Consider the following 19,966-nt stretch of genomic DNA (forward strand, 5'->3'; position numbering starts at 1 on the left):
GCTGTTCACTGGATCATCCTCATGAGGCGCCCCAGCAGGTCGTTGACGATCTCCTGCACCGGGTCGCTGCGGGCGGGCTCGCGCGGTTTCGGCCGCGGCCGCGGGATGTCGAATTCGGCCCGGGCGTCCACGGTGCGCGTGCGCAGCGCCTGGTTGAAGAAGTCGCCCACCATCGGCAGCGCGCTGCGCGCGCCCGGCCCCCAGCTGTCGCCCATGGTGATGCGCGGGTCGTTGAAGCCGACCCAGGCGCCGGCCACCACCTGCGGATGCATCAGGATGAACCAGCCGTCGGTGTTGTCCTGGGTGGTGCCGGTCTTGCCGGCGACGTCGGCCTGGATGCCGTAGCGGGTGCGGATCGCGGTGCCGGTGCCTTCGTCGACCACGCCGCGCATCACGTTCACCAGCTGCAGCGCGAGCGGCTTGGGCATGGCCTCCTCGCCCTTGGGCCGCGTGAACAGCGCCAGCGTGCGGCCCTTGCGGTCCTCCACCCGGGCGATCAGCTGCGGCTCGCCGAGGTAGCGCCCGTTGTTGGCCAGCGTGCCGTAGGCCGTGACCATCTCGCGCAGCGTCACCGGGCTGGTGCCCAGCGCCAGCGACATCACCGGCTCGAGCTTGCTCTCGCGCACCCCCAGGGCCTGCGCGAGCTCGATCACCTTGGGCGGGCCGACGCGCTGCATCACCTGCGCCGTGATGCTGTTGCGCGAATGCACGAGGCCGTCGCGCAGCGTCATCGGCTGGTTGGTGGGCGGGGTGGTGTCGCGCGGGCTCCAGACCGCGCCACCGCGGTCGCGGATCGCCACCGGCTCGTCGATGAAGACGTCCTCCGGCGCCAGCCCCTGACCGAAGGCCGCGCCGTAGACGAAGGGCTTGAAGGTGGAGCCGGGCTGGCGGCGGGCCTGGTTGACGTGGTCGAACTGGTCGACGGCGAAATCGGAACTCCCGACCCAGGCCAGCACGCGGGCGCTGCGCGGATCGATGGCCAGGAAGCCGGCCTGCACCAGCGCCCGCTCCTCGCCCTTGCGGCGGCTGCGGTCGGCGATGCCCTGCAGCTGCGCCAGCTGGCGCGCCACCGCCTGGTTGGCGGCCTTCTGCAGGCGGGTGTCGATGGTGGTGCGCACCACCAGGCCGTCGGCGTAGATGTCGTAGTCCTCGCGGTCGGCCCAGGCGATCAGCCACTTGCGCACCTGCTGCGCGACGTGGGGCGCGATGCCGATCGGCTCGTTCTGCCGCTCGAAGTCGACCCGCAGCGGCCGCGCCGCCAGCACCTCGGCGCGCTTGGCATCGAGCTTGCCGTACTTCACCATCTGGGCCAGCACCGTGTTGCGGCGCTCGCGCGCCCGCTCGGGATTGAGCACCGGGTTGTAGTAGCTCGTGCCCTTGAGCATGCCGATCAGGGTGGCGCTTTCCAGCACGTCGAGCTTGTCGGCCGACTTGTCGAAGTAGGTCCGCGCGGCCATCTCGATGCCGAAGGCGTTGTAGAGGAAGGGGACCGTGTTGAGGTAGGTCTCCAGGATTTCCTGCTTGGAGTAGATCGCCTCGATCTTCAGCGCGGTGATCGCCTCCTTGGTCTTGCGCGTGAGCGAGGCGGCGCGGCCGATCTCCTGCGGATAGAGGTTGCGCGCCAGCTGCTGCGTGATGGTGGAGCCGCCCTGGCGCACGCCGCGCAGCGTGTTCAGCGCCGCCCCGGCGGTGCGCCGCAAGTCGATGCCGTGGTGCTCGTAGAAGCGGCGGTCCTCGGTGGCGATCAGCGCGTCGACGACCGACTTCGAGACCTTGTTCAGCGGCACCCACTGGCGGTTGATGCGCTTGAACTCGGCGAGCACCACCCCGTCGGACGACATCACGACGGTCGGCACCTCCGACTTGGCCTTGCGCAGGTCGGAGATGCTGGGCGTGAAGGGGATCAGGACCAGGACGTAGAGCAGGAACAGGGTGGGCAGCGCCAGGATGGCGCGCACGGGATGGCGCCGCGCCAGCTCGCGCAGGCGGCGCAGTTGATCGACGCCCCAGGCCTGGGCCCGGGCAAGGGCCGGAGTCATCCGCTGAAATCTAGTGACGGGGGTGGCTGAGCGTTGTAGGACTCGAGCGCGTGGGCACAGTTCAGCTTCTCGCGTAAGCCGATGTTGAGCTCAGCCACCCGCGCGTTTCACCTTGTGGCCGCGCTGCTGCAGCAGGAGCATGACTTTTTCCACGTGGTCGCCCTGGACCTCGATCGTACCGTCCTTGACGGTGCCGCCGGAGCCGCAGGCGGCCTTCAGCTCCTGGCCCAGGCGGACCAGGGCCGCCGCGTCGCCCGGTGCGCCGCGCACCACGGTCACGGCCTTGCCGCCGCGGCCCTTGGTTTCGCGCTGCACGCGCACGATGCCGTCCGTGGGCGCAGCGGCGGGCGTCCTGCTGCAGCTGCATTGGGCCAGGGGGCGGCGGCAGGCGGGGCACATGCGGCCGCCTTCGGTGGAATAGACCAGGCCGCCGATCGACGATCGGGACTTCACTTCAGTAGGCTTTCGTAGGCTGGCGCTGGAGCGCAGCGCACCCCCGGCGATCGCTCAGCGTACCAGCGTCGGGGTTGCGCTGCCCTCCACCGCCAGCCTACCAAACTTGTAGACCGACTCGTCCAGGTAACGCGCGACCGCGTCCACGTCTTCCTCGGTCCACTGCAGGCGCGACTCGCCAGCCCAGTGGCGCACCCAGGTGCGCAGCGTGTCCCAGTCGCGCGCCCGGCGGGCGTCGCGCCAGTGCATCTGCGTGCTGTGGCATTCGATGCAATGGGTGGTGTACAGCAACTGTCCGCGCGAAGGCGTGGCCTGCGCGTGGACACCGGCGCAACCGGCGATCAGCAGCAGCGGGAGAAGGCGCATCCAGGGCATGCCTGCATGCTAGGCAGCGGGGCCGGCCCGCCATTGCGACAGATCAACGCTTGCGGCCGGTGCGCGCCAGCAGCCACTCGACGAATACGACGACGCCGGCGATGCCGACCGCCCAGAGCGCCACCGACGAATCGAAGGACCAGGTGGCGTACGCATCGGACGCCCGGCCATAGGCCTGCACGCCCCTTTCCGCGTCGTGCACCAGGGGCGCGAAGTCCGCGGCGCCGCGCGCGTGCGCCGCCGGCAGGCCCGAGGCGGCGGCCAGGGGCTGGAGCGAGTCTCCGAGGAATTGCAGGATGTTCATGGATCCTCCCTCACATGGTGCCGCAGTGCAGGTTCATCAAGGTAGCCCCCTTCGATCAGCCCTCGCCGCCCCGCGCGCCCTCCGGCAAGGCCATGTAGCCCACGCCGGCTTCGCAACCGGCGGGATAGGCCTTGCGCTCCGGCTCGCCGGGCTGCAGGTCCGCTTCGGAGCGGAACAGCCGGCCGAACAGGCGCCGGCTCTCCCCCGTCAGTCCGTCGACGAAATAGCGGTGGCCGCAAGGCCCGGTGTGCGCATTCGAGAAGCTGATGTAGCGAAAGCCCGCGCCCTGGAGCGGCAGGGCGCCCGGCTCCACGCCCAGCTTGGCCTGCTTGCGCCCGTCGGCGATGAAGGCCCCGGCCAGCACCGTGTCCGCCCGGTTGAACGTGACGTAGGTGCGGCCCTTCGGGCGCAGCTGGTGGATCCAGCCGCGGTGGCCGTCGGCGCGCACGCAGGGCGCGAGCAGCACCACGTTGTGGGCGGCGCCCAGGGCCTCGCTGGCGCCCGGCACCTCCAGCGCGTACTGCAGCAGGTGGGCCCCGAGGCCGTGCGCCGCGACGGTGAACGGCTGCGCGTTGGAGATCAGCCGGCAGGTCGCGAGCATGCGCAGCAACCTGGCGAGGCCGTCGACCGACTCCTGCGCGTTCACTTTCGCCTGCCGGTAACGCCGCGCGAGCTGCTGGCCGGTGCCGTCGACCCGGTTGCCGCCCTTGAGGCCGGCGAGCTCCAGTTCCTCCACCGGGGCGTCGGGCGCGGCCAGCCCGGGCAGGGGCTGGCCGTCGCACAGCAGGCCTTCGGCGGGCCACGAGAAGCCGATCACCTCGACGCCGTATTCCGCTTCCAGGGCGGCGCAACGCGCGAAGCAGGCCGCCGGCGCGGTGCCCTGGTCGTGCAGGTACAGCAGCAGCGGCCGCGCGCCGCCGAAGAGGGGCAGCAGCCGGTCGAAGGCATCGCGCTCGGTCACGTCGTCGTCGAGCTTCGAGAGCGCCCACCGGCCGGCGCCATCGCGTGCCACCGAAGCGACGCTGATGCGGTTGCCGCCGGGCGTGAAGCTGCGCTGGAACGCGGACGGGTCGGATGCCGCGGCGATAGCGCGGTTGGTGAACACCAGCATGGGGCCTCCTCGGTCCCGTCCACTGTGCCCGCGTGCCGGCCCCTTGTCCTCCTCCGAAAAGCCGGTCCCGCGTCAGCGGGCTTCCCCCTAGAAGCAGCGGGGGCAGCCCGGGCTAGATTGCAGTCCGGGTCACCGTACCCCCCTTCATCCGCGACCAGGAGACCACCCATGCCCCGCAATTTCCGCCGCTCGCTGATCGCCGGCGCGTTCGTCGCTGTCGCCCTCGCCGCCGCCCTGCCCGTTGCGGCACAGAACTATCCCGCCCGGCCGATCACGCTGATCGTGCCCTGGGGCGCCGGCGGCGGCACCGATGCCACCGCCCGCATCCTGGCCAGCCTGATGGAAAAGGACCTGGGCCAGCCCATCAACGTGGTCAACCGCACCGGCGGCAGCGGCGTGGTGGGCCACGCCGCCATCGCCGCCGCGCCCCCGGACGGGTACACCATCGGCCTGGCCACAGTGGAAATCGGCATGATGCACTGGCAGGGCCTCACCGAGCTGAGCGGCGCCTCGTACACGCCGGTCGGCCTGGTCAATGCCGACCCCGCCGGCGTGCAGGTGCGGGCCGACGCGCCGTACAAGACCGTGCAGGACCTGCTGGCCGCCATCAAGGCGAATCCCGGCAAGTTCAAGGCCTCCGGCACCGGCCAGGGCGGCATCTGGCACCTGGCGCTCGCCGGCCTGCTGCGCGACCAGAAGATGGATCCGGCCAGCGTGGCCTGGGTGCCGAGCAACGGCGCCGCGCCCGGCCTGCAGGACATGGTGGCCGGCGGCATCGAGATCGCGCCGGTGTCGCTGCCCGAGGCGCGTTCGCTGATCGACGCCGGCAAGGTGAAGAGCCTGGCGGTGATGGATTCGAAGCCGGCCGCGCTGTATCCCAACGTGCCGACGCTCAAGGCGGCCCTGGGCAGCGACTGGACGATGGCGGCCTGGCGCGGCATCGTCGCGCCCAAGGGCATCCCCGCCGACGTGCGCGACAAGCTCGCGGGGGCGGTGCGCAAGGTCGCCAACAGCAAGGAATACCAGGACTTCATGCACAGCCGCGGCTTCGGCGTGGTGTACGCCGGGCCGGAGGACTTCGGCAAGTTCATGGCCAAGTCGGACGCCGAACTGGGCGCCACGATGAAGGCGGTGGGCATCGCGAAATAGCGCCGTCGTCCCCGCGCAGGCGGGGACCCGGAACGGCCCGCGCGACGGGCCGGCCGCAAGTCCTGGATTCCCGCCTGCGCGGGAATGACGGAGCAGCGCGGGAATGACGGAGCAAGGAGCCGCTTGTGAAATTGAATGACGCCATCTTCGGCGTGCTGCTGATGCTCCTGGGGGCGGCCGTCCTGGTCGCCATCCAGGGCTATCCGAAGATCCCGGGCCAGCCGGTCGGGCCCGCGCTCTTCCCGGGCCTCATCGCCGCCGGCCTGTGCATCGGGGGCGTGCTGCTGATGGCCCGCGGCTGGCGCCAGCGCGGCGCGCAACCTTGGCTCGCCTGGGACGCCTGGGTGCGCTCGCCGCGCCACATCCTTGCGCTGGTAGTGCTGCTGGGGTCGGTGGTGTTCTACATCCTGGCGGCCGACGCGCTCGGCTTCCTGATCACCGCGCCGCTGATCCTCGCCGCCCTGCTGTTCGTGCTGCGCGTGCCGCCGCTGCGCGCGGTGACGATCGCCATCGTCGCCACGCTGCTGGTCCACTTCGCCTTCTACAAGCTGCTGCGCGTGCCCCTGCCCTGGGGCGTGCTGAAAGGGATCGCCTGGTGACGTCCTCCGCCGCCGTGCTGCAGGCGTTCTCGATGGTGTTCGAGCCGGGCACCCTGCTGGCGATGCTGCTGGCCTCGCTGTTCGGGCTGTTCGTGGGCGCGGTGCCGGGGCTCACGGCCACGATGGCCACGGCGCTGCTGGTGCCGGTCACCTTCTTCATGCCGCCGATCCCCGCCATCGCCACCATCGTCACGGCCACCGCGATGGCGATCTTCTCGGGCGACGTGCCGGGCTGCCTGCTGCGCATCCCCGGCACGCCGGCCTCGGCGGCCTACACCGACGAAGCCTTTGCCATGACGCGCAAGGGCGAGGCCGAAGTGGCGCTGGGCGCCGGCCTGGTGTTCTCCGCGGTCGGCGGCCTGTTCGGCACCGCGGTGCTGATCGTGGCGGCGCCGGCCCTGGCCGAATTCGCGCTGCATTTCAGCTCGTTCGAGTACTTCTGGCTGGTGCTGCTGGGCCTCACCTGCGCCGTGTTCATCACCAGCGACGAGCCGCTCAAGGGCGTGATGACGCTGTTCCTCGGCCTGCTGGTGGCCTGCGTCGGCCTGGGCAATCCGGCGGGCTTTCCGCGCTTCACCTTCGGCAGCGCGGAGATGACGGGCGGCATCGGCATGATCGCCATGATGATCGGCATGTTCGCGATCTCGGAGGTGATCCGCTACGTGGTGGACACCAGCCCGCCGGCGGAACTGGCGGTCGAGAAGGTCGGCAACGTGCTCAGGGGCCAGTGGGTGCTGGCGAAGAAGTACCCGCTGCAGATCCTGCGCGGCAGCACGCTGGGCACCGCGGTCGGCGCCCTGCCCGGCGCCGGTGCCGACATCGCGGCCTGGATGTCCTACGCGATGAGCAAGAAGTTCTCGAAGGAGCCGCACAAGTTCGGCACCGGGCACGTGGAGGGCATCGTCGAATCGGGTTCCGCCAACAACAGCGCGCTGGCGGGCGCCTGGATCCCGGCGCTGGTGTTCGGCATCCCGGGCGACTCGATCACGGCGATCGTGATCGGCGTGCTGTACATGAAGAACATGAACCCGGGGCCGACGCTGTTCACGACCAACCCGCAGAACATCTATGCCGTGTTCCTGCTGTTCATCCTGGCCAACATCATCATGGTGCCCATGGGCCTGCTGTGCATCAAGGTGGCCCGGCGCATCCTGCTGGTGCCGCGCAACATCCTCATGCCGCTGATCCTGCTGTTCTGCATCGTCGGCACCTTCGCGATCAACAACTCGCTGTTCGAGGTGACCGTGATGCTGGTCGCGGGCATCGTGGCCTATGTGCTGGAGGCCAACCGCTTCCCGATCGCGCCGGCGATCCTGGGCGTGGTGCTGGGCGGCATGCTGGAGGAGAACTTCATCACCTCGATGATCAAGTCCAACGGCGACCTCTCCGCCTTCGTAACGCGGCCGATCGCCGCCGGCCTGGCGCTGGTGACGGTGCTGGTGTGGTTCGTGCCGCCGGTGCTGAGGGCGCTGCGGGTCAGGCGGGCGGCGGTGCCGGCGTGAGGGCTGCGGGGAAACGCTGGGGTTCGCGCTGGCGCGGCTCACCGCCAGCCTACGGGATGCCCCGCTGCGCTCGCGTAGGCTGGTGGTGAGGAGCGAAGCTCCCGAACCCCAGCGATGCGCGAAGCGCTGGGGTTTCGCTGGCGCTCCACCGCCAGCCTACAAAGGCCGCGGGAACTCCACGGCCAGCTTCTGCGCCCACGGCTGCAGCGCCTCCATGATGCCCGCGTGCAGCGCCACGCCTTCGGCGCGCTGCTGCCGCGCCAGCGCGAAGCCCTTCTCGCCCGGCAGCCGCACCGGCTGGCCGGCACGCGCCGGGCGCGACGCATGGCATTGCTGCGAGACGGCATCCATCTGCCGCACGAAATCCGCCCGGCCGGCGAAGGCCTGCGGGTCCAGGATCTGCAGGAAGACGGTGGCGCCCCAGCCCTGCCTGGGATCGGCCCGGCCGAAGCCCGCCAGCCCGCCCGTCAGCGCTTCGACGGTGAGCGACAGGCCGTAGCCCTTGTGGCCGGAGTCCAGCCCGCCCAGGGGCAGGATCGTCCCCTTCGGTTCGCGGAACAGCACGGAGGGGTCGTCGCTCGGCTGGCCATGGCCGTCGATCACCCACGGGGCCGGCAGCCGGCCGCCTTCGTCGTGCAGGCGCTTGGTCAGGCCGTTGGTGGTGGCGGACGTGGAGATGTCCGTGACGATCGGGTCGCCGCTCCCCGGAATGCCGATGGAGATCGGGTTGGGCGTGAACACCGGGTCGAGGCCACCGAAGGGCGCCACGCTGGCGGAGTTCGCGTCCGACGAGGCCAGGATCATCATCAGGCCGCGATCCGTCGCGCGGCGGTGGAAGGCGGCCAGGCAGGCGATGTGGTGGCTCTGGCGAATGACCACCGTGCCGGTGCCGCACTGGCCGGCCTTGGCTGCGGCCGCCTCCATCGCCTGCAGCACCAGCCACGGCCCCGGCAGCCGGCGGCCGTGCCAGGTGAGCGTGGCGGGCGTTTCGCTGATCACCTCGGGCCCGCCTTCGACGACCATGGAGCCGGACTCGATCTCGCGCAGGTACGAGGGCAGCAGCTGCAGTCCGTGCGTGGTGTGCCCGAGCAGGTCGCCGTCGACCAAGACTTCGGCGACGCCCTGCGCCTTGTCGTCGGGCATGCCGGCGGCCGCCAGCAGCCGGCGGGCCAGTGCGAGCAGGTCGGAAGCGGCGTAGCGGGGGGAGGACTGCGTCATGGGCGGGCTTGCGTGCAAGGCGCCGAGTCTACGGCGGAACACTCGGTTACCGACAGCCCCGCGCCACGCCGCACGCGCCCACAATCCGCCGAAACAACGGCCGAGCTTGTCGCTTCACCCATGCTTGCATCCACCCTCTGGGTCTGGCTTTCCTTCGCCCTGATCGCCGTCCTGATCCTGGTGATCTACTCGATCCGCTGGCACCGCAGCCCGATCCTCCAGGTCAGCTCCGAATCGACGATCGACAAGCTCATGCCCTCGCTCTCGGGCCTGACGCTCAGCACCTCCGTCGACGGCAACGCGGTGGAAGTGCTGGAAAACGGCGCCTTCTTCGACGTGCTGATCGAGCGCATCCGCGCCGCGCAGCATTCCGTGCACTTCGAGACCTTCCTGTGGAAGCACGGCGAACTCGCCCAGCGCATGTACGAAGCGTTCATCGATAGGGCGAAGGCCGGCGTCACGGTGCGCATCCTGCTCGATGCCCAGGGCGGCAAGAAGATGGACAAGGACATGATGCAGCGGCTGCGCGAACAGGGCTGCAAGCTGAAGTTCTTCCACAAGAAATCGCTCTACACCATCGGCGTGCTGAACGACCGCGACCACCGCAAGCTGTGCGTGATCGACGGCCGCGAGGCCTTCGTCGGCGGCCACTGCATCACCGACGAATGGCTCGGGAACGCGGAAGACGGCCAGCACTTCTCCGACGTGAGCGTCTGGCTGCACGGGCCGATCGTGCACAGCGTCCAGGGAGCTTTCAGCGAGAACTGGGCCGGCGAGACCGGCGAACTGTTCGTCGGCGACGAGTTCTTCCCGGTGCTGGAGAAGGTGGGCGACACGCCGATCCACGCCGCCTTCGTGAAGCCGGAAAACTCCGCCCCCGCGGTCAAGATCCTGCACCACGCCGTGCTGTGCCTCGCCAAGAAGCGCATCTGGATCCAGAACCCGTACTTCATTCCCAAGGTGGAGGCGATCCACGCCCTGGCGGCCGCGGTGCGCCGCGGCGTCGACGTGCGCGTGCTGATGCCGGCGGCCAGTGGCTCCGACAGCCCGATGGTGCAGCACGCGGGGCACCGGCACTTCGAGCAGATGCTGCGCAGCGGAGTGCGGCTGTTCGAGTACCCGCACACGCTGCTGCACCAGAAGCTCATGACGGTGGACGGCTGCTGGTGCGCCGTCGGCTCGACCAACTTCGACGACCGCTCCTTCGACACCAACGACGAGATCACGCTGGGCATCCTGGACCAGGACGTGGCCGCGAAGTTCGACCGGATCTTCGAGCACTACGGCGAGCGCGCGACGGAAATCGAGCTGGAGCAATGGCGCAAGCGCGGCGCGCTGCACAAGCTCAAGGACAACGCCGCCTACCTCCTCAACGACGTGCTCTGAGCCGCTGGGCGAAAATCGCCGCCATGTCCCGTCCGCTTGCCGAAGACCTCCCGCCCGAAGCCCTCTCCCTCCTGCGACAGGCCACGCGCCTGACCACGCCCTGCGGCGACGGCGACATGGTCTGGCACGCCTGGGGCGACGGCGAGCCCCTGGTGCTGCTCCATGGCGGCAGCGGCAGCTGGACGCACTGGATCCGCAACGTCGCCACGCTGGCTGCCGCCGGCCGGCGCGTGCTGGTGCCGGACCTGCCGGGCTTCGGCGATTCGGCACGGCCGCCGGGCAACGGCGACGCCGACGGCGTGGTGCCCGTGCTCGCCGAAGGCCTGCCCTACCTGCTCGGGATGCAGTCGGCCGACATCGCCGGCTTTTCCTTCGGCGGCCTGTGCGGCGGGCTGCTGGCGGCCGCGCACCCCGAGCTGGTCCGGCGACTGGTGCTGGTGGGAGCGCCCGGCTTCGGCCTGCGCGAGAAGCGCCTGACGCTGGTCGCGTGGCAGCACCTGGACGACCCGCAGGCCCGCGCCAACGCCCACCGCCGCAACCTGGCCACGCTCATGCTGCACCGGCCGGAAGCGGTCGATGCCCTGGCCGTCGCCGTGCAGTCGGCCAACGTCCCGCACGACCGCATGCGCCGCCGCAAGCTCGCCATGACCGACATCCTGCTGCGCCAGCTGCCCGGCATCGAATGCCCGGTCGATGCCATCTACGGCGAGCACGACTCCCTCTACAGCGGCGGCCTGCTCGACCAGGTGGAGCAACTGCTGCGCAGCGCCGCCCCGCGGTTCGGGCGTTGCGTGCGTATCCCCGGGGCCGGACATTGGGTACAGTTCGAGGCGGCCGCCGCCTTCGACCAGGCGCTACTCCAGATCCTGGGGTGAAGGCAAGCCCAAACAGACGTGAACGGATCACATTTACACCGGTATCGAGTCGTCTCCCCGCGTTGCCTTGCGTTCATAGACTGGCCTCACCCTAATGGAGGACAGCGCATCATGGACGCAGCAACCCAGTCTCTGACCACCTTCACCCTGTACCGCCCGGCGCCGCCCACCGGCGACCCGCGCGCCGTCGCGGTGGCGCGCTGCGCCTGGCGCGTGCTCGACGAAATCGACTACGGGCTGATCCTCCTGAGCGCCAGCGGCGAGTTGCAGCACGCCAACCAGCTCGGATGGAGCGAGCTGTCCCGGGCGCGCTTCCTGCGCATGGAGGAGGGCCAGGTGGTCGGCGAGACGCCGGCGGTGACGCAGGAACTGCGCCGGGGCCTGCAGGCCGCGGCGCTGGGCCGCCGCCACATGCTGATGCTGCGCGAAGGCGGCGACGTGCTGCCCGTGACCTGCGTTCCGCTCATGCCCGCGGAAGGCAGCGCGACGCCGGTCCTGCTGATGCTGGCGCGCCAGAGCGCCACGCGCAACCTCAACGTGGGTTTCTTCTCGCGCACCCACGGGCTGACGGCCGCCGAGGAATCGATCCTGCGCCACCTGTGCGAAGGCCTGCAGGTCAAGGAGATCGCGCGCGTCAAGGGCATCACGCCGTCGACGGTGCGCACGCACCTGCGCTCGCTGCGCGAGAAGACCGGGCTGCGGCACATCCGCCTGCTGGCGCAGCGCGTGGCGATGCTGCCGCCGATGCTGCCCACCAATCCCACCCTCATGTCGGGGCCCTCGGCGGGCCGCGTGGTGCATCAGTGAGGAGGGACCTCCGCCTCCCCGGCGATGCCGCGGACGCGGAGGGCCTTCCTTTCGACGGCAACTCGCGCCATACCGAGGCGCTGGCGGCGCGCGGCACGCTGCGCAACTTCCGCCGCGGCATGCTCCTGATCCAGGAGGGCGACTTCGGCAGCACGCTGTACATCGTGCGCGCCGGCCGCCTGCGGGCCTATGCCGCCGACCCCAAGGGCAAGGAAATCACGCTGGGCCTGTACGGGCCCGGCGAATACGTCGGCGAGATGTCGCTCGACGGCGGCCCGCGCTCGGCCAACGTGGAAACGCTGGAGACCACCACCTGCGCGGTGATCACCCGCGAGACGCTGCTGTCGTACATCGCGCAGGAGCCGGACTTCGCGCTCGAGATGATGGCGCGCCTGATCCGCCGCGCCCGCCTGGCCACCGAGAGCACGCGCAGCCTGGCGCTGATCGACGTCTATGGCCGCTTCAAGCGGCTGCTGGAGCAGTTGTCCGAGCCGGCCGCCGCCGACGGCAGCCGCATCCTGCGCGAGCGCATCACCCACCAGCAGGTCGCCAACCACCTGGCCTGTTCGCGCGAGATGGTGAGCCGCCTGATGAAGGACCTGGAGGTGGGCGGCTATGTCGGCAAGCGCGATGGCCGGATCGTGCTGTTCAAGGATCTGCCCGCGCGCTGGTGACCGTGGGGCGGCGGATGTCGTCCGCTGGCGGTGTCGCGTGGGCTGGCGGTGACGCGCGAATGCGCCGGAACCCCGGCGTTGCTCCCGCTACCCGCGCTCCCCCCTCCGCGCCCCCATCCACCACACCACCAGCACCCCCACCAGCGCCAGCGTCAACACGTTGTCCGCGCTCTCCACCGGCCCCACGAACGCGGGCCAATTCCACCCGAACGAGCGCATTCCGACCTGCGCCACCGCCACCTGGATCAGCGCCGCCAGCGCATCGGCGGCCAGGAACGGCTGCCACGGCATGCGCAAGGACCCGAAGAGGAAATACAGCGTCGCGCGCTGCCCCGGCAGGAAGCGCGTGACGAAGGACAGCAGCGCGGCATGGCGCAGCATCCCCTCCTCCAGCCCCGGCAGCCGCTGCGGCGGCACGAACCGCGCCGCCCACGGCCGCCTCACCCAGCGCGCACCGTAGTGATGCCCGAACCAGACGCTGATCGCATCGCCCGCCAGGATCGCGACCCACGCCGTGGCAGCCACCGCCACCGCATCGAGCCCGCCCGGGTGCAGGCTCAGACCCGCGGCGGCGAGCAGGAGGACGTCCTGCGCCCAGGGGGCGCCGATGCCGGCGCTGGCGACCGCGGTGAAGAGAAGCCCACAAGCGGCCGAGCCGTGCAGCGTCGAGAGAACCTCAAGCAAGATTTGCTGAAACACACCCGCATGGTAGCCGCGCAGCTTGGTGGTGGGCCGTCAGGTCATTTCACGACCACCCAGCGCCATTCGAGCCAGTTGTCTGCACGATGAACAGCGGTGACGTTCCTGCGCATCGCCCAGGGGATGACCTGGCGGTGCAGCGGGATGTGGTGGATCTGCGCATTGTGTTCTCGGAACGCTGCCTTGATCAGTTCGGCGCGCTTGGCGGGATCGGGTTCCAGTGAAGATGCGGCAGCGAGTTCGTCGAGCCTCGCGTTTCGGTAGTTTCCCCAGTTCCAGAAGCCGATGCCCTTTTCCCCCCGCGGCCGGAGGACCGGCGTCAGGGTGGTCTCCGCATCGGTGATCGAGCCACCCCACCCGAGCAGGTAGAGCGAGGTGTCCAGCTTCTGCCCCTTGGCGAAGTAAGGCGCGCGCGGCATGGCGTTGACGCTCACCTTCACGCCGACCTGGCTCCACATCGCGGCCAACGCCAGGCAGATTTCCTCGTCGTGAATATAGCGGTCATTCGGGCAGTCCATTGTCACGGCGAAGCCGTTCGCGTAGCCGGCTTCGGCCAGCAGCCTGCGCGCCGCGGCGGGATCGTAGGGCAGGCGCCGCTCGAACTCGGGATCGCTGAAGGTGCCGAGGCTGTTGTGCATCATCGAGCCGGTCGGCACTGACAGGTTGCGCATCAGGCGGGTTTTGAGGGTGTCGATGTCGATAGCCTGGTACATCGCGCGGCGCACGCGCAAGTCCTTGAACGGATTGCGGCCCTTCTCGCCGCCGTACAGGAGCTGGTCGCGCGCCTGATCCATGCCGACGAAGATGATGCGGTTCTCCACGCCTTCCAGCACCCGGATGTCGGGGTGCTCCCGCAACTTCTGCACATCCTGGGGGGAGGGGTCCAGCACCAGGTCCAGCTGTCCGGACAGCAGCCCCGCCGTCCGCGTGGCGTCGCTGCGCAGTGGCGTGTAGACGACTTCCTGCACATTGCCGTCGAACTTTCCCCACCAGGACGGATTGCGCCTGAACACGCTCTTGACGTCCGGCTGCCGCGACACCAGCACGTACGGACCCGTGCCATTCGAATGAAGTGACGTGAACTTGACCTCGCCCGTACGGAAGTCCAGCGGCGTGCCGGCTCCGTGCTGCTCGCTCCAGGCGCGGCTCATGATCATTACCAGCGATGCCTGCTCGAGGAATACCGGATTGAACTGGGGCAGCGCGAATTCGACCGTTAGGTCATCGATCCGCCTGGGTTCCCCCATCGCCGAAGCATAGGCCTGGAACGCCGAGGTGGACTGTTGCGCCCGTCGAATCGAGAACACTACGTCATCGGCGGTGAACGGGCTACCGTCGTGGAACCTCACTCCGCCGCGCAGCGTCATCCGCCAGGTCGTGGGATCAAGTTGCGTCCAGGAGGTCGCAAGCCCCGGCACGAGGCGCAACTGCTGGTCGCGTCGCAGCAACGGTTCGTAGACCTGGCCGTTGATGGAGTTCGTCATGACCTCGTTCTGCGAGTGCGGATCAAGGGTCTGCACATCGCCCTGCGATGCCCACCGCAGCACCTGTGCAGGTGCAAGGCTCCAGGACAGGCAAAGGCCCAGGAGCAGGGCCCAGGCGCGCGGGAACGTCATGGCACCGAGCTACGACGGACGCGGCGCAGGGTCCGCCGCGCCGGCTGCCGACGACATGGAGTCGCGGTGCCGCTTTTCCTTCAGCCTGCGCTTATCCCATTGCTCTCGCCGCAGCAACGGGCTCCGCACAACCGGCAGTTCGTCCCCCGGCTGCCGCTGCGGCGCGGGTACCTGCCCCGTTCCACCATTCTCCTTGCGGTACTTGACCACGGCGCGGGTGGTGACCGCCGCCGATACGCTGGTGCCCGGCAGGCGGACACGGTCCGTGCCGATCACAGCGGCAGCGGCGACTCCGGGAAGCGCATCGCTCTCGTCGCTGAGTGCGAACCACTCCGGGTGCTGCTTGGCGCCGGCGGGCGGTCGCGGACCACGCGCGGAATATGCGGGCGCCGACCCTGCATCGCCGATGAGGCCACCGACAACGATCGTCTCGCGGCCACTCGCCACGCTGTTGAGCGTGTCATCCTTTCGCAGCCACGGCGTGGTGCCGAAGCGCGCCTGCCGCGGGCCACTGGCCGACATGAACACCGGTTCGTCGCGTTCGATCCAGGCCTTGACGGTCACCTCGCCGGTCCCGCCATTGCGCACATCGAGCGACCAGCGGCCGTAGGGCGCCGCCGCCCGCCCGCCACGACGCACCGTTGGTGCGACGACCACCAGCACCATCCTTCCGCGCCTGCCCTGCGTGACTTGTCCGGGTGCGATCACCATAGCGACGACGTCACCGTCCCGCTCGATGGCCGCGGACTTGCCAGGCGCCACCCACTGCGAACGCGACGCGTCGTGCCCAGGGGGCGTCAGGCGAACCTCGCATGGAGAGGCGCCCTCGCCTACCAGCCAGACCTCGGTGAACTGGTCCGTCGGGTTGTCAGGTATGTTGACCCAGGGGAAGGACACCTCGGCCTGGCTGCTGCCCGCAGCAGTGAGCGTTGCCTCGACATGCGTGTCGCTGTCCGCGCCGTTCCCCGCGGCAATGATGATGTCCGTGGGCCCTCCGAGGCCGCGGCGCCTGGTAATCACGGCGTCGAGCGCCTCCTCCAGGATCGACGTGCCGTCGTGCGGCCCCGCGTACGCGCCATAGCTCAGGTTGATCGTCAGCGGGACCTTCGGCTCGGCGCAGGCACAGATGTACCGCACGGCATCGAGAACGTAGGAGCGCAGCAGGCCGGAGACCTGCCGGCCCTGGAAGAAACGCGGCAATTGCACGAAGACAATGTCAGCATCCGGCTCAGGATCCTGCTCCTCTTCGCCCGACGGCTGGAGGGGATCGGGGTAGCCCGCGGCGATGTCCATGACGAAGGTTCCGTGCGCAACCGGGCATCGAACCGCGTCGTAGCCGCTCGCCGCATAGCAGGACTCTTCGTCGAGGACGCCGTTATGGATGAACTGCTCGATGAATGCATCGATGCCGACCGTGCCGGTGCCAGCCCCCGGCGATGCAGGCGTGCGCCGCCATTCCCTGCCGTAGCCGAAACCCGGCACCGGCTGCCAGTCAGGCGCCTTGTACCCGGGAAGCGCCGCGACCGGCCCAGTGGACTGCTGGTCCCAGAGCGCGAATACGCGACTCGCATCCGTGCGCGTTCCGCGACTCCAGCGCCTGAACTGGCGGTGGGCGAAGGCGCACCCGTAGTCGATGAAGCCGATCACCTGTCGACCCGAGCGCGCCCGCGACAGGGGCGCATCCTGGCCGTCGGCGTGCTCCGCGGCGAGCGCTACATCGGACGCATCGCGATGCGTAATCGCGTCGGGGCTTGCGAAAGGGACGGCGAGCTCCCAGCGGATTCCGAGATGGCTGAGAAGTTCTAGCACTGTGCAGCGGACCTCGCGGGCCAGGAGCATGGTGAAGAAGACCGGCCCCGAGGCGCGCGGCACGCCGAGCACTTGCTGCGACTTGTCGTAGCCCCGCGAACGGACCTCGATTTTCAGATCGGCGAGTTGCTCCGGCGTCGCCTCTGCAATGACGGGGATCCAGTCGCCGTCAGCCCGCGGCGTGCCAGCATACCCCGTGATCTCGGCCCAGACCAAGTAAGGGTCCACCCTGCCCCAGCCCAGGATATCCTGGCACATGTCTGCCATGGCGCGCCCCCACTAGAGGGCCGGCTCGGCTGCGGCAGCCGGCCCCCGGGGATCCGCGGGTGGAAAGCCCAGCCCAGCAACTTCCGCCCTCGCCTGGTCCCACATATGCCCCAGGATCTTCGACTTTGCGATCGGCTTCTCGGGGGGTTCGGCGACGTAGTAGGCGCGGGATCCGCTTCCATCCAGGGCGACGGCCAAGTCGAGGTCGGCGTCGCGGAGTTCCTTGGTCGCGGAGCCGTCGAATCGACGCGGCATCCAGCCGGCGCCAATGCACTTGGCAACGGCGTATTCAGCCACGCATGCACCGAGCAGCCGACCCGCGATGCCATCCATCTGGTAATGCAGGCCCGCATACACGCGGTTGTCCGCAATCGCTTTCGCCTGCTCCTGCAGCGCGCGATCAAGTTGCGAGTCGGGCTTCAGGCCCAGCAGGCTGCGCATGAAGTGCGCAAAGACGAATGCCTCGGTGGCATGGCCGCTCGGCAGGGCGGACCAGCCGGGCGTCAGCAAGATCGGCTGGACGGACACCGAAATTTCATTGGGCCGCGGCACGGCGAGCACCTGCTTGATGCGGTGCACGATCTGCATCGAGAAGGTAAGCACGGCGCTTACCAGTTCCCAGGTGAACTTCGTGCGCCAGGGTGTCAGGGGTACGAGCGTGCTCCAGTAAGGAACCTGGGGCAGCACCTGGGTCAGGACTTCGGCCGCGCGCGCGCGCCGCAGGTCCGCGCGGCCGAAGGCTTCGACCTTGCGGGCTTGCTCGTCGACAACCTCGCGAGCAGGGCGGGCGATGCCCGCCAGCCGGCGGATTTTCGCAGACCCTGCCTTCGCCGTTGTCGCATCCAAGGTGAAGTGCGCGCCGCTCCACTCGGCGTGCACCATGACCACGCCTTGGGCGGGGCCCGCCGCGTCCGCGTAGTAGGCGAGACCCTCGTTCAGCGCGCTCAGGCAAAGATGGGTGCGCACCTCGGGCTGCCAGCAAGGCAGGTTCGCCTCATCGTCGAATGCCGGCATGTCCGCGGTGCCGTACTTCCCGTACACCTGGGAGCCACCGCCCATGCTGAGCCGTGCACCGGCGGTGATCAGCCCTTCGGTGACCAAAGGGTCGCCGAGGAGGCCGGCAAGGTCCGCCATCTGCATGACGCCGCGGCCATAGACCGAGGCGCCGGTTGCCCCCGTCGCACCCGTCGCGCCGGTGGCGCCGGTGGCGCCCGTCGCACCAGTGAAAGTGCTCATCTCGTGCTCCTTGCGGAAGACTTAGTTCGCGGGAACGCCAGCCTCCTTGAGTGCGTCGGCCAGCACCTTGGCGTGGGGGTGCGCTCGCCCCCCGTACCGTTGCAAGAAGATCTCCACGCTGAAGCGCGGTTCCAGGCGCAGCAGGGCTTGCACCACCTGCCGCGCCTCCTCCACCTGTCCATCCAGCGTCAGTGCCATGGTCAAGGCGCGGTGCGTGGACGTATGGGCGCCATTGAGCCGCAAAGAGTGCCGTAGGATTTCAATGGCCTTCTTCAGGTCGCCCGCGCAAAGCAGTGCGAGACCCGCGAGCGACTGGACGTAATACTGCATGGGCCCGATCGGCGCGAGCTCGAGGGCGCGCCGGGCCGCTTCGCCCGCTTGCGGCCCACGGCCCTGCCAGGCGCAGAGCGTGGCCGTGTACAGCCACGCGAGCAACTCGTTGGGATTCGCCGCCAGCGCCTGGCCGTAGCAGCGCGCCGCGCCTTCAAGGTCCTGGTCGTAGTAGGCCTTCACCAAGCCGGAGATGGTGAGCGTGAACGGGCTGTCGGGCAGGGCCTGGACGGCGCGATCCGCGAGGTCGGCCGCGATCTTGCGGCTGGAGGGGCCGCCCAGCCCCCGGTTGGTGCCGATGGCATGCCATTTGGCCAGCCACGCATAGGCTTCCGCGTGCCGCGGGTGGCGCTCGATGACGGCCGAGAGCGCCTTGCCACTGAAGTCGAACCCTTCGGGTGCGACGTGGTGGACGCCCGCGATGCCGGCGAACATCAATGCCTGGCCGGCCAGTGTCGGTAGCGGCCTGTGCATCGCCTTCTGCACTGCACTTCCGAGCACCGCTTGGTGTGCCTGCAAGGCGATCTCGTAGCACAGCTCGCTGTTCGGCCGGAGCAGGTCCGCAACGTCGCCGTTGAGTCGGTCCACCCACAAGATGTCCTCGGAGCCGGTGCCCACCAGTTCGGCAGTCAGCAGCAGCCTCGATCCGATCACGACGTAGCTGCCGCTGAGGACATAGTCCGCCTTGAGTTGCGCACCGGCCTCTCGCACGCCGATATCGCGATGGCGCAGCACCGTCGTCGCCAGACGGGAGATCACCTTCAGCTCCGTGGTCTTGCCCATGTGGGCGATCACGCCATCGGCGATCAGCTCGCCAATGGCGAGGTGCTCCGCGCCCATGCTGCGCCCGCTGAAAGGGATGACGGCGATCGTGGGCTGGACGCCCCGGAGGTATTCGCGCTCCGGCAGGAGAACAGGCGTGGGTCCCGCCGAACCTGCGCGGAACACGCGGATGGGTTCTGCGACGTGTTTGACGTAGCACTCCCCCATGTCCTCGACATGTGCATCCAGGCCTTCGGTCAGGCCGTCGCGCACGGCGGCGGTCACCATGGTCTCGCCGGGGCCGGCGAGCGTCGCCACGCGTGCCGCCAGGTTCACGCCGCTGCCGTAGATGTCGATCTCGTCTACATACACGTGCGTGAGATTGAGGCCCGCGCGAAGGTACATGCGTTCGTCTGCGGGGCGACTCGCATTCCCGGCCTCGAAGTAAGCCTGCAGTTCAAGCGCCGCCGCGACTCCTTCGCGAGCGGAGTCGAATTCGGCCATCAGCCCGTCGCCAAGGCTCTTGACGAGGCGTCCTCCGTGATGCGGAAGCACATTCCCGGTCGCGAACTGAAGGAACCCGCGCCATTGTTCAATGACCCCAAGCTCGTTGGCGGACATCAGCCTCACTGACTCCACGAGATCGATCACGAGCACGACTTTCTGCCGCTGCGGCAGTAGGGCACCTGAGCCCGCATGTGCGGCGGCGGTGACGATGCTGTCGCGGCCGTCTTGCGACGTCATGCTTCAAATGG

18 protein-coding genes are annotated in these 19,966 nt (G+C 69.3%); 7 read left to right on the plus strand and 11 right to left on the minus strand.

Annotated elements, in window-relative coordinates; genetic code table 11:
• Positions 1-5: 5 nt before the first annotated feature.
• The 5 genes from JI746_RS25130 to JI746_RS25150 all read right to left on the minus strand — a co-directional run bounded on the left by JI746_RS25130 (position 6) and on the right by JI746_RS25150 (position 4,282).
• Positions 6-2,039 carry a penicillin-binding protein 1A gene (locus tag JI746_RS25130; protein ID WP_201693045.1) on the minus strand — a complete coding sequence of 678 codons (2,034 nt, stop codon included), beginning with the start codon at positions 2,037-2,039 and terminating at the stop codon, positions 6-8.
• A 90-nt stretch (positions 2,040-2,129) separates the two neighbouring features.
• The gene (locus JI746_RS25135) at positions 2,130-2,492 is read right to left on the minus strand and encodes a translation initiation factor Sui1 (RefSeq protein ID WP_201693046.1); all 363 of its coding nucleotides are present in this window, start codon (positions 2,490-2,492) and stop codon (positions 2,130-2,132) included.
• 54 nt (positions 2,493-2,546) lie between these two features.
• Positions 2,547-2,867, minus strand: coding sequence for a c-type cytochrome (locus JI746_RS25140; RefSeq protein ID WP_236600123.1), 321 nt, complete (start codon positions 2,865-2,867; stop codon positions 2,547-2,549).
• A 43-nt stretch (positions 2,868-2,910) separates the two neighbouring features.
• Positions 2,911-3,171 carry a hypothetical protein gene (locus tag JI746_RS25145; protein WP_201693047.1) on the minus strand — a complete coding sequence of 87 codons (261 nt, stop codon included), beginning with the start codon at positions 3,169-3,171 and terminating at the stop codon, positions 2,911-2,913.
• Between the two features lie 55 nt (positions 3,172-3,226).
• On the minus strand, positions 3,227-4,282 hold the full coding sequence (locus JI746_RS25150) for an alpha/beta hydrolase (RefSeq protein ID WP_201693048.1): 1,056 nt from the start codon (positions 4,280-4,282) through the stop codon (positions 3,227-3,229).
• Between the two features lie 168 nt (positions 4,283-4,450).
• Here JI746_RS25150 and JI746_RS25155 point away from each other — a divergent pair, with 168 nt between their 5' ends.
• The 3 genes from JI746_RS25155 (at position 4,451) to JI746_RS25165 (ending at position 7,532) form a co-directional block, all read left to right on the plus strand.
• Positions 4,451-5,431, plus strand: coding sequence for a tripartite tricarboxylate transporter substrate binding protein (locus JI746_RS25155; protein ID WP_201693049.1), 981 nt, complete (start codon positions 4,451-4,453; stop codon positions 5,429-5,431).
• A 125-nt stretch (positions 5,432-5,556) separates the two neighbouring features.
• Positions 5,557-6,030 (plus strand): tripartite tricarboxylate transporter TctB family protein, encoded by a 474-nt coding sequence (locus JI746_RS25160; RefSeq protein ID WP_201693050.1) that lies wholly within the window; start codon positions 5,557-5,559, stop codon positions 6,028-6,030.
• A 32-nt stretch (positions 6,031-6,062) separates the two neighbouring features.
• Positions 6,063-7,532, plus strand: a complete 1,470-nt coding sequence (locus tag JI746_RS25165) for a tripartite tricarboxylate transporter permease (RefSeq protein WP_201693125.1) — start codon at positions 6,063-6,065, stop codon at positions 7,530-7,532.
• 156 nt (positions 7,533-7,688) lie between these two features.
• On the opposite strand, the gene JI746_RS25170 is transcribed toward JI746_RS25165, so the two are convergent.
• Positions 7,689-8,750 carry an Ldh family oxidoreductase gene (locus JI746_RS25170; protein ID WP_201693051.1) on the minus strand — a complete coding sequence of 354 codons (1,062 nt, stop codon included), beginning with the start codon at positions 8,748-8,750 and terminating at the stop codon, positions 7,689-7,691.
• 120 nt (positions 8,751-8,870) lie between these two features.
• On the opposite strand from JI746_RS25170, the gene JI746_RS25175 reads away from it, so the two are divergent.
• The 4 genes from JI746_RS25175 (at position 8,871) to JI746_RS25190 (ending at position 12,492) form a co-directional block, all read left to right on the plus strand.
• Positions 8,871-10,136 carry a phospholipase D-like domain-containing protein gene (locus JI746_RS25175; RefSeq protein WP_201693052.1) on the plus strand — a complete coding sequence of 422 codons (1,266 nt, stop codon included), beginning with the start codon at positions 8,871-8,873 and terminating at the stop codon, positions 10,134-10,136.
• Positions 10,137-10,159: 23 nt separating this feature from the next.
• Positions 10,160-11,011: an alpha/beta fold hydrolase gene (locus JI746_RS25180; RefSeq protein WP_201693053.1), complete on the plus strand. Its 852-nt coding sequence runs from the start codon at positions 10,160-10,162 to the stop codon at positions 11,009-11,011.
• A gap of 111 nt (positions 11,012-11,122) precedes the next feature.
• Entirely contained in the window at positions 11,123-11,818 is a 696-nt protein-coding gene (locus JI746_RS25185) for a helix-turn-helix transcriptional regulator (protein WP_201693054.1), read from the plus strand.
• Positions 11,815-12,492: a Crp/Fnr family transcriptional regulator gene (locus JI746_RS25190; protein ID WP_330893075.1), complete on the plus strand. Its 678-nt coding sequence runs from the start codon at positions 11,815-11,817 to the stop codon at positions 12,490-12,492. Before JI746_RS25185 ends, JI746_RS25190 begins: the two co-directional genes overlap by 4 nt.
• An 87-nt stretch (positions 12,493-12,579) precedes the next feature.
• Here the strand turns inward: JI746_RS25190 and JI746_RS25195 are convergent, their stop codons facing one another.
• From JI746_RS25195 to JI746_RS25215, 5 genes are read right to left on the minus strand one after another with little or no spacing between them, the layout of a single operon-like run.
• Positions 12,580-13,176: a DedA family protein gene (locus JI746_RS25195; protein WP_201693055.1), complete on the minus strand. Its 597-nt coding sequence runs from the start codon at positions 13,174-13,176 to the stop codon at positions 12,580-12,582.
• Between the two features lie 56 nt (positions 13,177-13,232).
• Positions 13,233-14,807: an ABC transporter substrate-binding protein gene (locus JI746_RS25200; protein ID WP_201693056.1), complete on the minus strand. Its 1,575-nt coding sequence runs from the start codon at positions 14,805-14,807 to the stop codon at positions 13,233-13,235.
• 9 nt (positions 14,808-14,816) lie between these two features.
• Positions 14,817-16,883 carry a S8/S53 family peptidase gene (locus tag JI746_RS25205; protein ID WP_201693057.1) on the minus strand — a complete coding sequence of 689 codons (2,067 nt, stop codon included), beginning with the start codon at positions 16,881-16,883 and terminating at the stop codon, positions 14,817-14,819.
• 12 nt (positions 16,884-16,895) lie between these two features.
• Entirely contained in the window at positions 16,896-18,119 is a 1,224-nt protein-coding gene (locus tag JI746_RS28100) for a phosphatase PAP2 family protein (RefSeq protein WP_201693060.1), read from the minus strand.
• Positions 18,120-18,140: 21 nt separating this feature from the next.
• On the minus strand, positions 18,141-19,955 hold the full coding sequence (locus tag JI746_RS25215; RefSeq protein WP_201693061.1) for an adenylate/guanylate cyclase domain-containing protein: 1,815 nt from the start codon (positions 19,953-19,955) through the stop codon (positions 18,141-18,143).
• Between the last annotated feature and the right edge of the window lie 11 nt (positions 19,956-19,966).

The sequence above is a fragment of the Ramlibacter alkalitolerans genome (assembly GCF_016722765.1).
In the GTDB taxonomy this organism is placed as follows: domain Bacteria; phylum Pseudomonadota; class Gammaproteobacteria; order Burkholderiales; family Burkholderiaceae_C; genus Ramlibacter; species Ramlibacter alkalitolerans.

Bases quoted from the DNA above. Each gene is read 5' to 3' on its own strand.
- JI746_RS25215 (WP_201693061.1), bottom strand. From the start codon at position 19,955: ATGACGTCGCAAGACGGCCGCGACAGCATCGTCACCGCCGCCGCACAT.
- JI746_RS25150 (WP_201693048.1), bottom strand. From the start codon at position 4,282: ATGCTGGTGTTCACCAACCGCGCTATCGCCGCGGCATCCGACCCGTCC.
- JI746_RS25175 (WP_201693052.1), top strand. From the start codon at position 8,871: ATGCTTGCATCCACCCTCTGGGTCTGGCTTTCCTTCGCCCTGATCGCC.
- JI746_RS25200 (WP_201693056.1), bottom strand. From the start codon at position 14,807: ATGACGTTCCCGCGCGCCTGGGCCCTGCTCCTGGGCCTTTGCCTGTCC.
- JI746_RS25140 (WP_236600123.1), bottom strand. From the start codon at position 2,867: ATGCCCTGGATGCGCCTTCTCCCGCTGCTGCTGATCGCCGGTTGCGCC.
- JI746_RS28100 (WP_201693060.1), bottom strand. From the start codon at position 18,119: ATGAGCACTTTCACTGGTGCGACGGGCGCCACCGGCGCCACCGGCGCG.
- JI746_RS25170 (WP_201693051.1), bottom strand. From the start codon at position 8,750: ATGACGCAGTCCTCCCCCCGCTACGCCGCTTCCGACCTGCTCGCACTG.
- JI746_RS25165 (WP_201693125.1), top strand. From the start codon at position 6,063: ATGGTGTTCGAGCCGGGCACCCTGCTGGCGATGCTGCTGGCCTCGCTG.
- JI746_RS25145 (WP_201693047.1), bottom strand. From the start codon at position 3,171: ATGAACATCCTGCAATTCCTCGGAGACTCGCTCCAGCCCCTGGCCGCC.
- JI746_RS25185 (WP_201693054.1), top strand. From the start codon at position 11,123: ATGGACGCAGCAACCCAGTCTCTGACCACCTTCACCCTGTACCGCCCG.
- JI746_RS25180 (WP_201693053.1), top strand. From the start codon at position 10,160: ATGTCCCGTCCGCTTGCCGAAGACCTCCCGCCCGAAGCCCTCTCCCTC.
- JI746_RS25130 (WP_201693045.1), bottom strand. From the start codon at position 2,039: ATGACTCCGGCCCTTGCCCGGGCCCAGGCCTGGGGCGTCGATCAACTG.
- JI746_RS25155 (WP_201693049.1), top strand. From the start codon at position 4,451: ATGCCCCGCAATTTCCGCCGCTCGCTGATCGCCGGCGCGTTCGTCGCT.
- JI746_RS25205 (WP_201693057.1), bottom strand. From the start codon at position 16,883: ATGGCAGACATGTGCCAGGATATCCTGGGCTGGGGCAGGGTGGACCCT.